15 protein-coding genes are annotated in these 14613 nt (G+C 38.8%); 13 read left to right on the forward strand and 2 right to left on the reverse strand.

Annotated features, from left to right (window positions below; translation table 11 throughout):
• Nucleotides 1–390 precede the first annotated feature (390 nt).
• From J2Y67_RS28180 to J2Y67_RS28050, 3 genes are all read left to right on the forward strand, one after another.
• Nucleotides 391–1485 carry an Ig-like domain-containing protein gene (locus J2Y67_RS28180; protein ID WP_463675866.1) on the forward strand — a complete coding sequence of 365 codons (1095 nt, stop codon included), beginning with the start codon at nucleotides 391–393 and terminating at the stop codon, nucleotides 1483–1485.
• A 111-nt stretch (nucleotides 1486–1596) separates the two neighbouring features.
• Nucleotides 1597–1752 carry a hypothetical protein gene (locus J2Y67_RS18980; protein WP_310176486.1) on the forward strand — a complete coding sequence of 52 codons (156 nt, stop codon included), beginning with the start codon at nucleotides 1597–1599 and terminating at the stop codon, nucleotides 1750–1752.
• A 31-nt stretch (nucleotides 1753–1783) separates the two neighbouring features.
• Entirely contained in the window at nucleotides 1784–1867 is an 84-nt protein-coding gene (locus tag J2Y67_RS28050) for a hypothetical protein (RefSeq protein WP_396954106.1), read from the forward strand.
• Nucleotides 1868–2341: 474 nt separating this feature from the next.
• Here J2Y67_RS28050 and J2Y67_RS18985 read toward each other — a convergent pair whose 3' ends face one another.
• On the reverse strand, nucleotides 2342–3484 hold the full coding sequence (locus tag J2Y67_RS18985; RefSeq protein WP_310176488.1) for a YheC/YheD family endospore coat-associated protein: 1143 nt from the start codon (nucleotides 3482–3484) through the stop codon (nucleotides 2342–2344).
• A gap of 288 nt (nucleotides 3485–3772) precedes the next feature.
• Here J2Y67_RS18985 and J2Y67_RS18990 point away from each other — a divergent pair, with 288 nt between their 5' ends.
• Nucleotides 3773–4882 (forward strand): YheC/YheD family protein, encoded by a 1110-nt coding sequence (locus J2Y67_RS18990; protein WP_310176490.1) that lies wholly within the window; start codon nucleotides 3773–3775, stop codon nucleotides 4880–4882.
• 450 nt (nucleotides 4883–5332) lie between these two features.
• Here J2Y67_RS18990 and J2Y67_RS18995 read toward each other — a convergent pair whose 3' ends face one another.
• On the reverse strand, nucleotides 5333–5803 hold the full coding sequence (locus J2Y67_RS18995) for a nucleoside deaminase (protein ID WP_310176492.1): 471 nt from the start codon (nucleotides 5801–5803) through the stop codon (nucleotides 5333–5335).
• Nucleotides 5804–6327: 524 nt separating this feature from the next.
• On the opposite strand from J2Y67_RS18995, the gene uraD reads away from it, so the two are divergent.
• From uraD to J2Y67_RS19040, 9 genes are all read left to right on the forward strand, one after another.
• Nucleotides 6328–6849 (forward strand): 2-oxo-4-hydroxy-4-carboxy-5-ureidoimidazoline decarboxylase, encoded by a 522-nt coding sequence (gene uraD, locus J2Y67_RS19000; protein ID WP_310176493.1) that lies wholly within the window; start codon nucleotides 6328–6330, stop codon nucleotides 6847–6849.
• Complete coding sequence (pucL, locus tag J2Y67_RS19005) at nucleotides 6850–7803, forward strand: factor-independent urate hydroxylase (protein WP_310176494.1); 954 nt, start codon at nucleotides 6850–6852, stop codon at nucleotides 7801–7803.
• On the forward strand, nucleotides 7800–8159 hold the full coding sequence (gene uraH, locus J2Y67_RS19010; RefSeq protein WP_310176495.1) for a hydroxyisourate hydrolase: 360 nt from the start codon (nucleotides 7800–7802) through the stop codon (nucleotides 8157–8159). Before pucL ends, uraH begins: the two co-directional genes overlap by 4 nt.
• A 10-nt stretch (nucleotides 8160–8169) precedes the next feature.
• Entirely contained in the window at nucleotides 8170–9531 is a 1362-nt protein-coding gene (gene allB, locus J2Y67_RS19015) for an allantoinase AllB (RefSeq protein ID WP_310176547.1), read from the forward strand.
• Between the two features lie 16 nt (nucleotides 9532–9547).
• Nucleotides 9548–10777, forward strand: a complete 1230-nt coding sequence (locus J2Y67_RS19020; RefSeq protein WP_310176496.1) for a Zn-dependent hydrolase — start codon at nucleotides 9548–9550, stop codon at nucleotides 10775–10777.
• Between the two features lie 17 nt (nucleotides 10778–10794).
• The gene (locus J2Y67_RS19025; RefSeq protein WP_310176497.1) at nucleotides 10795–12051 is read left to right on the forward strand and encodes an ArgE/DapE family deacylase; all 1257 of its coding nucleotides are present in this window, start codon (nucleotides 10795–10797) and stop codon (nucleotides 12049–12051) included.
• 160 nt (nucleotides 12052–12211) lie between these two features.
• Nucleotides 12212–12424, forward strand: coding sequence for a PhlB family protein (locus tag J2Y67_RS19030; RefSeq protein ID WP_310176498.1), 213 nt, complete (start codon nucleotides 12212–12214; stop codon nucleotides 12422–12424).
• A gap of 132 nt (nucleotides 12425–12556) precedes the next feature.
• The gene (locus tag J2Y67_RS19035; RefSeq protein WP_310176499.1) at nucleotides 12557–13711 is read left to right on the forward strand and encodes a ParM/StbA family protein; all 1155 of its coding nucleotides are present in this window, start codon (nucleotides 12557–12559) and stop codon (nucleotides 13709–13711) included.
• A gap of 17 nt (nucleotides 13712–13728) precedes the next feature.
• On the forward strand, nucleotides 13729–14445 hold the full coding sequence (locus J2Y67_RS19040; RefSeq protein WP_310176500.1) for a hypothetical protein: 717 nt from the start codon (nucleotides 13729–13731) through the stop codon (nucleotides 14443–14445).
• The last annotated feature ends 168 nt before the right edge of the window (nucleotides 14446–14613 follow it).

Genomic DNA, 14613 nt, shown 5'->3' on the forward strand with positions numbered 1-14613 from the left:
CATAGTGATTCCGATTGTTGAATATTATAAGTTAACAATCGACCTACCCCCCTTTATTCAAGTTTGCGACATGTTCGCCTTCTGAAATGGGAGTAAAGAGTAGCAGTTTACAATTTTTTTTGAATGGAAAAGCCATTTAAAACAAAGGCTATTTTCGCATAGATTGTTGTTTTTCGTATAAGTTCATCAACCCGTATAACTATATGCTTCGTGGCATCTTTTCGTATGAATATTTGCGAAAATTGCCTACAAACTTAGTAAATGAACCTTATTAAGCTCCAAAAGCAACAAAGTTTACGAAAAGAGCCAAAACAAAAAACAGATGGACAAATTTTATTGTTGATAGATATGGCATAGAATTAAAATATTGATTCTAAAGGAGTGATATCTATGCCGCCTAAACCACCACGACCGCCGAAGCCTCCCAAACCACCTAAAAGATCTGAACCCCATCCTTTCCTTATAAAATTGACCATTGCTCCTGACCATGCCTTTCTTCAAGTAGGAGATACTCAGCAATTCACGGTCACAGCATATTTCTCAGACGGAAGCAGCCGTGATTGGACTAGAATAGCACATTACAAATCCTCTAACCCCGATATCGTTTCTGTTGATGGCATGGGATTAGCTAAGGTTATTTCTTCAGGTGAGGTAGAGATTACCGCGTCATTTGGACCATTCAGAGCTACCGCATCAATCGAAGTGCAGGCAGTAGCAGTCTTGATTAGTATTAGCATCTCGCCTGCCACTGTATCTCTTCAAGTAGGAGATACTCAACCGTTCATCGTCACTGGACAGTTTTCCGACGGGAGTACCCAGGACTTTACTACACAGGCCGGTTATTCATCTTCCGATACGAGTGCTGTCACCGTAAATGGCACAGGTCTGGCTACCGCCCTAGCATTGGGTTCGGCAATGATAACGGCAACGGTCTTCGGGTTTTCGACAACGGCAACGGCGGAAGTACAGACCATTGTGGCTCCGCCAGCGGACATGAGCGTTGCAACGACTGTGTTTGCTGCCAGTGAGTTTCTATACTCCGGCCCTGATGCTGTCCAGATAGGGGTAGCACCTGGTACCATTGAACTTCAGCGGGCCACCGTATTACGCGGGAGAGTCTTGACTCTAGATGGGGCACCTTTGTCAGGGGTCACTATCAGCATCCATGATCATCCGCAGTTCGGGCAAACCGTTACCCGCGAGGATGGTCAATTCGATATGGCCGTGAATGGCGGTGATCTGCTCTTTGTTAACTACGAGAAGGAAGGTCTGCTCCCGGAGCAACGGCAGGTCATCCCGTTTGAGGGGGGCCCGAATCGTCAACAGTTACCTGTCCAGTCGGGAGTTTACTTGGTTCTTCCAGATGTCGTGATGATTACGCTTAATCCCGCCGTGACCACCATCGATCTGTTTCAGCCTAATTTCCAAACCGATGACGAAGAGAGTTACTCAGATGATATTGAAGAAAGTTCATCAGACGAGTAAGACGGGAAAAAATTTTGATTATAGACTCGAAGAGAGGTTAGCTTTTTAATTGGGGCTGCTGACAATCTTATAGGATTTATTCTATACAGGTTTTTTATTGGGGAAATTATTATGGCAATGGGTAGTAAAGATGAATATCAAAGTAAACTAGTGTTTATCGATTTAAATGTTTTTGTTACTTCAAATCAAATTCTTCGTCAAATCAATGGAAAATTGATTTCTCCTTATGTACAACAAAATGGAAAAGTATTATTCGAAACTTGGTAGGAAATCAATTGATCCTTTACTTTTATTTAAAATGTTACTCATTGGTTATTTATTTAATGTTGACTTAGAACGTCAGCTGGGTCAAAACGTTAATTTAAATATTGCTTATCGATGATTTTTAGGTCTTTATTTATGGATCCTGTCCCCGACCATTCAATATTTAGTTAGAATGGTCGGGAACAGGATTTAATGATAATACAGTTTTCCAATCAGTTTTTGATCATAAACTCTGCATAGAGAAGGGAATAGTTACTGGGGAAGTAGTAGTTACTGATTCAACACACATCAAGGCTAGTGCTTCAAAGAGTAAAATTGAAAAGGTAAGAGTGGAGAAGACTCGTTCTCAATATCTAAATACTCTTGAAGTAGAAGCGAAAAAAACTGAAAAAGAGTTAGAAGAGATAAAATAGAATCAGGCAAAAAGAAACGGGGGCGAAAACCAGAAGGGCTCTCAACCGAGACAAACACTGTCGTTATAACTGATCCTGACTCTGGGTTAGTAAATCGCCCTGGAAAGCCATCTAGACCTCACAACTTAGCCCATACTTAATAATATAATCATTTGTTTCACATTCAAGCCTAGCTTGATCTAGTTGCTCCTTTCTGATTGTCTGGAGGATGCGGTAAGGAATTTTGCATACTCTAATGGATTAAGGAATGCCCGGTCAATCGTTTGTTCATCACAAGCCCATAATGAATTCTTTCCTGGCTTCATATTACATTCAAATAGCCATAATCGACCTTCTTTATCAATCCCAATATCAATGCCCATTTCTCCATAGCTGCCAAAGTTCAATTCTAATTTTTCATAAATGGTGAAAAGCAATCTCTCTAATCTATTCTTCAGACGAAGCATCTCTTCGTCTGAAAATTCTAATTTTTCTTTGAAGAAGGTCTCAAATGGGTAAATATTTGGATTCGTCCTGGTGTTAGTAATATGTGAGTTTTTTGCGCTGACACGGACCGCATAGGACACACATTCTAATTCACCCTTTCCATTTCGTTGAACATCACATCTTAAGTCTAAAGTGGCGTGATTATATTGTAATAAATCAATCTGCTTTTGGACAATAAATTCACTATCTGTATAGAATGAAAGTATGATCTGTATCAATTCTTCTAATGTACTTGCAGTTCCTTCCTTTAACCCTCTTTCTATAAAATATTTATATTCATAGCAGTTAGTTTTCTTAGTTACGCTCATTATCCCTTTTCCATTATTTTGCCTTAATGATTTTAAAAAAAGACTTGATGTATCTTTAAACATATTAACTAAATTACTTTCAGTTTTATACAAAATTGTTTTAGGCAGATGAGGACGTAATTCTTCATTTTTATCTAATTCTTGATGAGAATACCATTTATTATAAAAATGATTACTGTTTATTTTTGCTATACCCATTTTTTCGAATGTTTCCCTCACGGTTTGTACATCCTTATTATCTTTTTTTTCTCCTCTCCGGTTGTAATATACATCGGGAAATGGGAAATCAGCGACAGTCCATTTTCTTGTTTGAGTATTATAAAAGACACCTTTAATTTTTTTACTGATATAGTCTACATCTATTTCTGAAAAAAAATATAGGTTTGTTTTGGCTATCTTATTCATTTTTTGGAGTCTCTTATTATTGCGACTTACTTTTTGTTTTATTAAAGAGTTAATAACCTTGCTTTTAACATGTACGCCAATATAAGGGGAGTTATTATCTGAATCATATTTATCAAAATCCATATTAATCTCCTTTTTATCGTATAATTTCTAGTTTATATTATGGTTTTTATTTTAAAACGCGATGGCAAGTGCCCTTCTAAAAGATGGTTTTTCTTTTGCATCCGCAGCAAATCCTCTTAAGTACTCCTTTTGTATTTATGAAAATTTTCCTTACCCATTTTTTTGAACAATTATTCTGGTCATTTACCGATTGCTGAAATAACAACAAGGCATAAGCCGTTACAGTTAAAATCGGAACTACATAAATAAATATATATATATAATTTTATGAATGGAGATCATTAAAAAATGAGTGAACCTCAAATAGAAAACCTTCCAAAACCGATAATTGGTGTTTTTATCTATTCTTTGAATAAAATAATAAATAAATCTTCTCTTTACCATAGCAATTTGCTTAAAGCAAATGAGAGTACTAAGGCTACTTTATATTTTTTCACAAAAAAGAACGTTGACATAGCCAGAAAATGTATTAATGGTTACATTTACGACAAAGAAAGTGGCGAATGGACACAAAAGATTTTTCCATATCCTGATGTTATATACAATAGAAATGTGAAAATGGACAGAAAGGAATATAAGTTTATTAGAGATAGTTTTCGAAAAGAAAAAGTTATCTTTTTAAATCCAGTCGCACGTATAGATAAATGGGACCAGTATAGTATTTTTAAAGCAAATCATATTCTTAAAAAATATCTCCCTGATACAGTCATTTTTTCGGAAGAAAATTTAAGGACAATGTTAAACAAGTACAAAGAGGTTTATGTAAAGGGTACTAGGAGTGGACAAGGCAGACAAGTAATCCAAGTTATCCAAACCCTTGATAATAAATTTCAGTGCAAATATTACAAAAGTGAATTAATAACAGATACTATGGATAGTCTGGCTGAAGTTATAGAAATATTAAATAAAATATTAAAGGGAAAAAAAGCAATCATCCAGAAAAAAATTGAATCGCTAAATCATAAAATTGATTTGAGAGTAGAGATACAAAGAAATAAACACAATAAAATTGAAATTGTCGGAACAGCAGTCCGTGTTGGGGATAAAAAAGTTCCTATCCTAAATACACGTTCTCAACCAATGATATATAATTTAGAAAGTTTCTTTTCAGAACAACTGAATTATTCAAAAAACGAGCTGCAAGCCTTAAAACAGGAATTAACTACATTAGTAAAAGAAGTTTTTCTTGCTGTAGAAGAAAGATACGGAACTTTTGTTGAAATGGGTATTGATATAATGTTAGGCCAAAACAACGATTTGTACCTGATTGAAAGTAATACTACCCCAGGACGTAAGTCGATATATCATGGAAACGGTCCAGAAAGTGTTTCTAAAGCGTTCTGTAATGTTCTAGAATATAGTAAGTGGTTGACCCAGGAAAAAATGAACGAGAGGTAAAAGACATGAAGGACAAATTAGGACAAACTGTTCCCACAACAAAAATTCAATCATAAACGAACTAAATGAAATCCTCAATATACCAATACTTTCATAATTAAACTGTTATAATCATAAAGTATATCCATCATTGACAGGGTAGAGGTCACAGGTTCGATCCTTTTAAAGATCATCATCTAAAAGAGGCTCAAATCCTTTAGTCTTAAGGTTTTGAGCCTTTTCTTTGTTTTCAGACTATTCCACTTTTTGTGTTTTTGTACATTGCACATGGAAACACATAAATTAAACGACACTGTCGATGAATCTACCAGTAGAAAGGATTCTATTATTGGTTATTTTTGTTCAATCAAGTCATCATCTGGATGCTTAACGTATCCGGAAATTCTCTTCTGGCAGCTACAGAGATTTGTTTTACAAATTTCTCCATTTTAAACATCTTCTTTTGTTAGATTAGTATTCCATCTTATTCTTAGATTTTTCCCATGATCTAAATGGTAAATCACCTTTTGGCGTGTAAATTTGTTTCATTGGTATTTTTCGATTTTCGATTGGAAGTGAGAGTTGGTCGTATATGAATTGATCATCGAAACCGATCTTAGCTGCATCTTGTTTGGTACAGGCAAAATATACAGCCTTTGGCCGTGCCCAATAAATGGCCCCGATACACATTGGACAGGGCTCGCAGCTGGTATAAATCTCGCAGTCAGTCAGCTGAAAGTCATTAATATTTTGACAGGCATCTCGAATGGCTTGGACCTCGGCGTGAGCAGTGGGATCATACGAGGCCGTTACTTCATTCCGACCTGTCCCAATGATCTTCCCGTCTTTCACAACAATCGCCCCAAAGGGTCCCCCGTGACTAGTGAGCACATTCTGAAGTGCGATCTCAATGGCTTTTTCCATAAAAGGAAAATCTGACATAACAACCTCTCCTATTCTATATATTAAAGTAAACCTTCGATTCATACACAACGCCTGGATATGAAAGGGGGCAATCTTGTTTTATTTATTAATATCACTCAGCCCAGAAATGGAGTTCCCATTCCTTTTTCTTTAGCTAATTATTATATATCAGCCTCATAATTTTTCACTTGTTGTCAGATTATCTGACCGACTATTTCTAAAATAACCGCGTTAAAAGTCTTCACATAATACACCTTATTGAAATAATTTACTGGTCCGAGCACTAATTCATTCTTTTCTTCAGATTCTCCGCCTTTTGTAAATAAACATGAAGATATTTCTATGTAAGATTATATGACACTAATGTGGACGATAGTTCGTCTTTTGGCTATTATAGGAAAAAAGTTTTAAAAGGTGAATGCCCTTGTAAGATAGCGGAATGATTAGGTGGAAGAGCATGAAGGGGTGAAAGGGGTGGATGCTCGCTTTATTGCTAGCGGGATCATTCGTGCCGTTAAATGTTCAAGCTTAAAGATAAGGAGATGAATGATATAGGAAGGTTAACATTACAGAAAGTCAATCAAATGAATAAAGAAGAGTTTGTTAACACCTTTGGCTGGATATTTGAACACTCCCCATGGGTGGTAGAGAAAGCATGGGATTGTCTGCCTTTTCAATCATGTAAGGAACTCTTCCAAGCCATGACCACAGTGGTCCAAAATGCAGAGGAACCGTTGCAATTAGCACTGCTCCGTTCCCATCCCGATCTCGGTACCAAATTAAAAATGTCGGAGGTTTCTCAAAAAGAACAAGCAGGAGTGGGCTTAGATAAACTTTCTAAGGGTGAATACGAGGAGTTTGTTTCGCTTAATCAAAGATATGTTAAGAAATTTGGGTTTCCTTTTATCATGGCGGTTAAGGGACAAAACAAAGATTCAATTCTTTCTGCGATGAAAGAACGGGTGGACAGTGACTATGAGGTTGAATGTATTACGGCAATAAATGAGGTTTATAAAATCGCCGGGTTCCGTCTAAACGATATCTTTGAAAAAGGAGATGAGTAAATGCAAAGGATCATGAGTTATGGAAAAGAAGCTGTTTGGGTTTATCGTACTTATGCAAAGCCACTTACAACGGTTCGGTCCATCCCTGAATCAGCCTTTACGGGGCGCGGAAATATCCTTTTTGGAATGAATGTAAAGGTGGCAGTGGAGGGAGATGCGTTTCTTTCCTCCTTTACAGAAGGTGACAATACGGTAGTTGTCGCAACCGATTCCATGAAAAATTTTATTCTCAAGCATGCTGGGGATTATGAGGGGGCAACTCAGGAAGGATTTTTGGAATTTGTCGGTCGCCGCTTTCTTGAAAAGTATCCGCAAATGACTTGCGTCAAGATGTCCGGCGAGCAAATTCCCTTTGAAGAGCTTCCCGTTCCAGCAAAGGATCGTTTCGAGCCAAGTCCTTTGGTGTTTCGCTATTCTTTAAATGAGCAGGCTTGGGCATCTGTTGAAGTGAAACGTACTAAGGAGGGAATCACTACAACCGACCAAATAAGCAGTTTAAAAGGGCTTAAACTTATAAAGGTGAGGGGTAGTTCTTTTTACGGATACGTGAAGGATGAATATACGACTCTGCCAGAATCCTATGACCGTCCACTATTTATCTATTTAAATATTGATTGGCGTTATAACGATATGGAGGATGCCAAAGGAAATACACAGGAAGGATACGTGGCAGCTGAGCAGGTAAGAGATATTGCCTGTACCATTTTTCATGAAGAAAACTCTCCTTCCATCCAAAATCTTATTTATCGGATCGGTAAAAGGGTACTGCAGCGTTTCCCGCAATTAATAGAGGTTCGCTTCGAGTCCAATAACAGGACATGGGAAACCGTTTTAGACGATATTCCAGTATCAGAAGAAGGCAAAGTATTCACTGAGCCTCGCCCGCCTTTTGGCTTTCAACGTTTTTCACTGACACGTGAGGACCTGGAAAGTACTAGGAAGTCAGGCGAATGACAGGAAAGCTGACAACCCATGTTCTGGATTTGAGCATAGGAAGGCCAGTAAGCGGGGTTTTAGTGGAATTATGGCTGGCGGGGGCAGGGCATCAGTTTGAGTTCTTACAGAATCGCTATACAAATGAAGATGGAAGAGTAAACCAGCCGCTTCTCGAGGGGGATTCCATGAAAAAAGGAATCTATGAAATTCGGTTTTACATTGGGGAATATTTCAGGAAGAGCGGAACAGTAATGGGGGACCCATCTTTTCTTGAGTGTGTTCCAGTCCGATTTGGAATCTCCCAACCTGAGACTCATTACCATGTTCCCTTGTTAATCTCTCCTGGGGGCTATAGTACTTACCGAGGAAGTTAGGGTGAAACAGATGACAACGGAGTTATGGGTAAAAAATGGCCTGGTTTTTACAGATGCTGGATTTCAGGAAATAAGCATAAAAATCAAAGATGAGCAAATTGACTCCCTTGTAAAAGATGAAGCTGAACCTTTGAAAGAAACAAACAAAAATGTCATCGATGCAAGCGGCTGTCTTGTTGTTCCCGGTTTTATAGATGCCCATGTCCATTATAATGATCCAGGACGAACCGATTGGGAAGGAATGGAGACAGGTAGCCGTGCAGCCGCTATGGGCGGAACGACCACCATTTTTGATATGCCGCTCAATTGTTCCCCTGCTATTATCAACTACCAAAATTTACTAGAAAAAAAGAATTATTTAACCTCTCTATCATATGTTGATTATGCTCTTTGGGGCGGATTGACAGGCACAAATCTTGAAAGCCCGACAGAATTGGCACAAATGAGTGATGGAATTATTGCATGGAAAGCGTTTATGAGCGAAAGCGGAATTAAGGATTTTACTTTGGTTTCACCGGAGGGTGTAAAACAAGCCATGCAAGTGGCAAAGGAGCACAATAAAATTCTCGCCCTCCATGCGGAATGGGAAGAGGAGATTGTGAGACTGACTACTTCTTATAAGCAACGTCCTGGTGTTAATGAACGAAAAGCCTTCTCTTTGAGCAGACCTATTTCAGCAGAAGAAAAGGCTGTAAATTATGCCTTAGACCTTGCCGCAAAATATGGAACAGCCATTCATTTTGTCCATATTAGTTCCGCAAAAGTAGTCGCTCAGATCGAACTAGCTAAAAAAAGCGGTGTAAACGTAACGCTAGAAACCTGCCCGCACTATCTAATTTTTGATGAAGATGATTTCTTACAGCAAGGGGCTATCCTTAAATGTGCGCCGCCGCTAAGGGTTCGGGACGAGGTCGAAGGATTATGGGAATGCCTTTCGAAGGGCATGATTGATACGATAGGTTCCGATCATTCTCCATGTCTTTATGCTATGAAAACAACAGACACCATCTGGAATTCTTGGGGCGGAATTCAAGGAGTACAATTTACATGGCTTGCAATGCTCGATGAGGCTTTAAAGAGAAAAATAAAACTAAAACACATTCTGCCTTTAGGGACCTCACGTGTAGCTGAACGATTTGGAATTGCGGATCGAAAAGGGAGGATTCGTCCGGGATTGGATGCAGATTTAGTGTTGATCCGATTGGATGAAAAGACCTTAGCGGATAAAAAATCCTTTGGTTTTCGGAATAAATTTTCCCCGTATGAGAATAGGGAATTTTTAGTCAAAATAAAAAAAACGATTTTACGCGGCAAAGTTATTTATGACGACCAAACAGGTATGACAAAAGAGAAATTTGGTCTGTGTCTCTAACCATGGAGGGAGTATCATGAGTCCATTTCCCAACAATATGGCAGAAGCAATCGATTGGCTAAGCTCGTATGGTACAGTTCCTGGTGGTGGTGTTACACGTACTCTTTACTCCAAACCCTGGAAGGAAGCCCAGCAGGCCTTAAAGGAATGGATGGAGGATTTGGGGCTGCAAACTTCTTATGATCCAATAGGAAACCTGTTTGGGCGTTTAGCGTCTGAAGATTCAATGGCTCCGACAATCCTGGTGGGATCTCATATCGATACTGTTCTTTCAGGGGGAAAATATGATGGAGCTTATGGAATTTTAGCGGGTATCCTTGCGTTAAAGCATCTTAAAAAGCATCATGGCCACCCCAAGGTGAATCTCGAGGTCGTTTCATTGTGTGAAGAGGAAGGGAGCCGTTTTCCTATCGCCTGCTGGGGTTCCGGCATGATGACAGGAATCTATTGCATTCAAGATATTAATGGTTTAAGAGATTCTGAGGGAATCTGTTTTGAGCAGGCAATGATAGAGGCTGGAATCGGGATTGTCGAGCAACCACACAAAGTCCGTAGTGATATTTCTGCCTTTGTTGAATTACATATTGAACAAGGCCCCAGTCTCGAAATACTTCAAAAATCCATCGGAATTGTTCAGTCGATTGTTGGTCAAAAAAGGTTTCGAATTACCGTAAAGGGAGAGCCCAATCATGCTGGTACAACCTTAATGAAGTGGAGAAAAGATTCACTTCTGGGAGCCGTAACGATGATTCATGATTTACATGGCTTAACTAAAGAATACGACGAAGACCTTGTTACAACGGTTGGTCAGCTGTTTGTGGAACCAAATGTACCGAATGTGATACCAGGGCAAGTGGAATTTACGGTAGATGCAAGACACCCGGTGAATTCGGTTTTGAGCATTTTTTGCGAACAGTTTAAGCGGCGGTTTCTTGAAATTGCTCAAAAGTTGGGTTTGGAGATTGGCATGGAAATGTGGCATGATGTTCAGCCGGTTCAAATGGATGCACAGTTGCAACACATGGTTCAAACCATTTGTATGAGTAGTAATATTTCTTATCATGTGATGAATAGCGGAGCGGGGCACGATTCCCAGTTTTTTGCGCGAATGTGTCCGAGCGCGTTAGTGTTTGTTCCAAGTCAGGGAGGAATTAGTCATTCTCCGTCTGAATATACTACAAATCATGATTTAGAAACAGGACTATCCGTTCTAATCCAATTATTGCATCGGCTAGCTTACAAATAGCAAAGAGGAGGAGTTATATGATGCATGATAAGTCATTTTTAGTCCAGTGGATTGAGGAGCACCAAGCTGAAATGATTGGTTTTTTACAAAAATTAGTGCAAACTCCATCAGATAATCCTTCTGGTGATTGTTACCCTATGGCTTCCCTTTTACATCAGCAGCTTTGTAAGCTTGGATTTGACGATGTGTCCTTGATAGAGGTAGACAAAGAGGAAGTGGAAGCGGCAGGAATGATTAGTTTGGCAAATGTCCTTGCGAGGTCCAAATTTGGCAGCGGAGAAAAGACCAACATTGTTTTAAATGCACATGGCGATGTGGTTCCGCCTGGTTTAGGCTGGAGTGTTGACCCGTATGGAGGAGAAATCATTGATGGAAAAATGTATGGACGCGGAGTGGCTGTTTCCAAATCTGATATAGCTGCTTATACGTATGCCATTCTCGCATTAAAACAGGCTGGGATTGAGAGACAACTACAAGGGCGAGTGGATCTGGCATTTACTTTTGATGAGGAAACCGGGGGAGAATTAGGTCCAAAATGGCTTCTTGATCATGGGTTCATCCAGCCTGACTTGGCTATTGCTGCCGGGTTTACTTATTCAGCGGTAAATGCTCACAATGGCTGCTTACACTTTGAAATTAAAACAACCGGCAAGTCTGCCCACGCAGCCTTACCACATACAGGCATAGATGCCATTGAGGCGACGACGCAAATTTTAAATGCCTTATATGAATATCGGCAAACTCTCAGGACGAAAAAGTCATTGGTACCAGGCATCGATCATCCAACCCTGGTGGTGGGACTCATTTCAGGAGGGATTAACACCAATGTCGTGCCGGATGAATGCAAGATTAGGATTGACCGAAGATTGATACCGGATGAAGACGAAGTGCAAGCAGAAGCGGAGCTGCGTGAAATTGTGCATCAAGCAGCAGCTCCTATAAAAGGATTAAAAGTGGAGATTAATAAAATACTTCATGCCAAAAGCTTCGGTCCAGTTGCAGAAGATTCCCAGTTAATTGCGGCATTGGGTTCGAACTGGGAATTAATTATGAAGGGTAAAGGTAAGCTATCTATCAATGGAGTCCCAATTTATGCAGATGCCCGCCACTTTTTTGAAGAAGATATTCCAACCATCATGTTTGGTGTCGGCCCGAAAGTGCTGGAAGAGGCAAATGGCCACCGGGCAGATGAAAATATTCGTCTGGAAGATTTGCTTGATGCCACAAAAATAATTGCCTGTACTCTATATGATTTATTGTCAGAATCTGGTTGAGATCTGCGTGACAGGTCTGGTGAGTTTGATTCCCACGCAGTCCCGCCAACTATAATCATTACTTACCGCACGGTGAATTTTTTCACTGATGCGGTTTTTTTGTTTATTTTAGTTAAATTCAAACTTTTGATACCGGGGTTACCTAAAGGGGATTTAGCGCATGGAAATCACCGTAGTCGTCTGCAAGGGATGCGGCCATCAAGCCATCCCGCCAAAATACGGATGCCCAAGATGTTCCTCCGGTCATCTTGTCGAAAAGAAGCAGCCAGGCGCGGGCAGCATTTATAGTGTGACCATGTCAGTAGTGGACACCTTAATGTCCTTTCAACACCAAATTGTGGATGTTTTTCACCTACATAATATTTGCTCCTAAACTCCCAATAACACTAATAATAATGTTAAAGATTAATTTTTCATAATCTAAAAAATTATTAACATATTTAGACAAATAGAGAAAAAAAATATATACTTATTATCAGGAAAAACCATGAAAAGAGGAGAAATAATGGATATAAAGCGTCAGAATGTCGATTTTGGTAATTCTATCTTTCAAACCCTTGTGGATGGTTATTATTTTGAGATTCCTACAAATGTAGTAGAAATAACAAAGGATAAGGCCGACGGCCACTTTCCATCTACTTTTAATGATCCCCAATTCCTTCTTCAAAATATGCTCATTTCAACTACGATAGAAGGTGTGGAGAAATATTATTTGGTGGGCGATTCTGCGGAAAAACAGGTGTTAGGAAATATTCATATCAACAAGCTTCATGATAAAACGGAATCTGAGATTCCCTATGTGATGTTCCTGGCATCAGTTGCCTATTACAATGTATTAAAAGGAAACGATAATGAAGATAACCGAGTGAACATTCATTATTTTTCAACCATGCTTCCAATTTGGTTACTTAAGAAAACAAACAAGTTCAGTGATATGCAAAATAAAATGGCCAGTCGATTTAAAGGGGAGCACCAAGTAGCGATTTTAACTCCAGGATTTGAAAGAGTTGTATCCATTCACGTCGATACAAGCAAATGCCGGATTGAAAGCGAAGTTTCTCGCTGGGCAATAAAAAAAGATTTTGATTTGCAAGATCGTGAGGAAGCAAATTCATTTCAAAACTATGAAACCCTAATTGTGGATTTAGGGGGAGGGACCGTTGATCTTGCATTGCTTCAAGCTGGACTTCAAGCTCCAAAGAGCAGGGATTCATTGAACTGCTTCGCTGACATTTCTTACTTAAAACATATTGAAAAACTAAGAAGTGAAAAGTTACTCGAGTACTTTGATGATGTTCGTTCATTAGAAGAATTCATTATCAATAACATTGAAAAAGCAAAAATGGAGCAACGGGATGGTAATAGCGGGATAAAGGTTGATCTCACAGAGCTAATCCATGATTCATTAAGAGAGTACACGCAAATTTTATTAACGAAAATTGAAAACACATTCCCATCACCTAAAGATAAAGTCTATAAATATGTATATATAGGTGGAATTGCCAGAATCCTTAAACGATTCCTCCAAGAATCGATTGATAAAAGGTATGGCGTCGAAATTCGAGAGCAAAATCATCTATTCCTTCCAGATTCAAGAAAGTTAAATTTATATGGTCTAGAAATTTTAAGCAGGCATGAAACTAACGTAGTTTTGGCATAAGAAGGGGAGAAGAACGTATGAGCAACAAAGATCATCTTCTTGGTGATAAATCCGCTTACGGATTAAACAACATGTATTCACAACTGGGTGCGCAGATGTTTGCACCATTATACGCTCTATCAAACTTTTTTTTTACGGCTGCTAATCTCCAAACGGATGTGTTCAGATTAATGAATTTGGAATCAGGAAATAAAAACGAACGTGAAGGATTAACGCTTAAAACTTCGAAAATCTCTCCAAAGGTTTATTCATTTCTTGAGAAAAAAGCACAGGAAAATGAGCTGGAGGATTATATAACGAAGCTTGTTGAGCGGGATTTGGATAAATTGGAAAAAGAAGAGACAATGCACTTAATAGATACACTTCGTGAAGAATTTTTAGGCAAGATTAACTTACTTAAACAAGAAATTGACTCAAGTCTCGTTGTTGATCCTATTGGGATGGGGTCCGTCCAAGCAAACGAGTTACGGGATTTTATAACTAAACTCGGTGAGCAAAAATTAGATAAGGATCAATTTCAAACGTTGTTAAAGTCCCTGCGCACTGAGGTATTAAGTGAGATTAACTTACTTAAAAATGAACTTACTTCTCGTCCTGTTGATCCTGCTAATCCAAATAACACAAAAGCTGCTATGGAACACGCTAAAGAAGTGAATGATTTAAATGAAGGGCAATTACTCGAAAGTGATCAAGTTACAGGGACTATTAATGAAGTGATAGATATGGATTTTTAAACTGTAAAGTAGCGGATGTTCTGCTACTTTTTTTCGTGCTTAAAAACTGCAAACTTAATGAATGCTTGCTATCTATAAAGCTATAAAAAAATCCTATTCAAATTTCTGAATAGGATTTTTTATAGAAAGTTTCGTCTTTGTCTTGTTCTTGAACTAATGTATTCTTAG

Source organism: Neobacillus niacini (genome assembly GCF_031456445.1).
In the GTDB taxonomy this organism is placed as follows: domain Bacteria; phylum Bacillota; class Bacilli; order Bacillales; family Cytobacillaceae; genus Neobacillus; species Neobacillus niacini_I.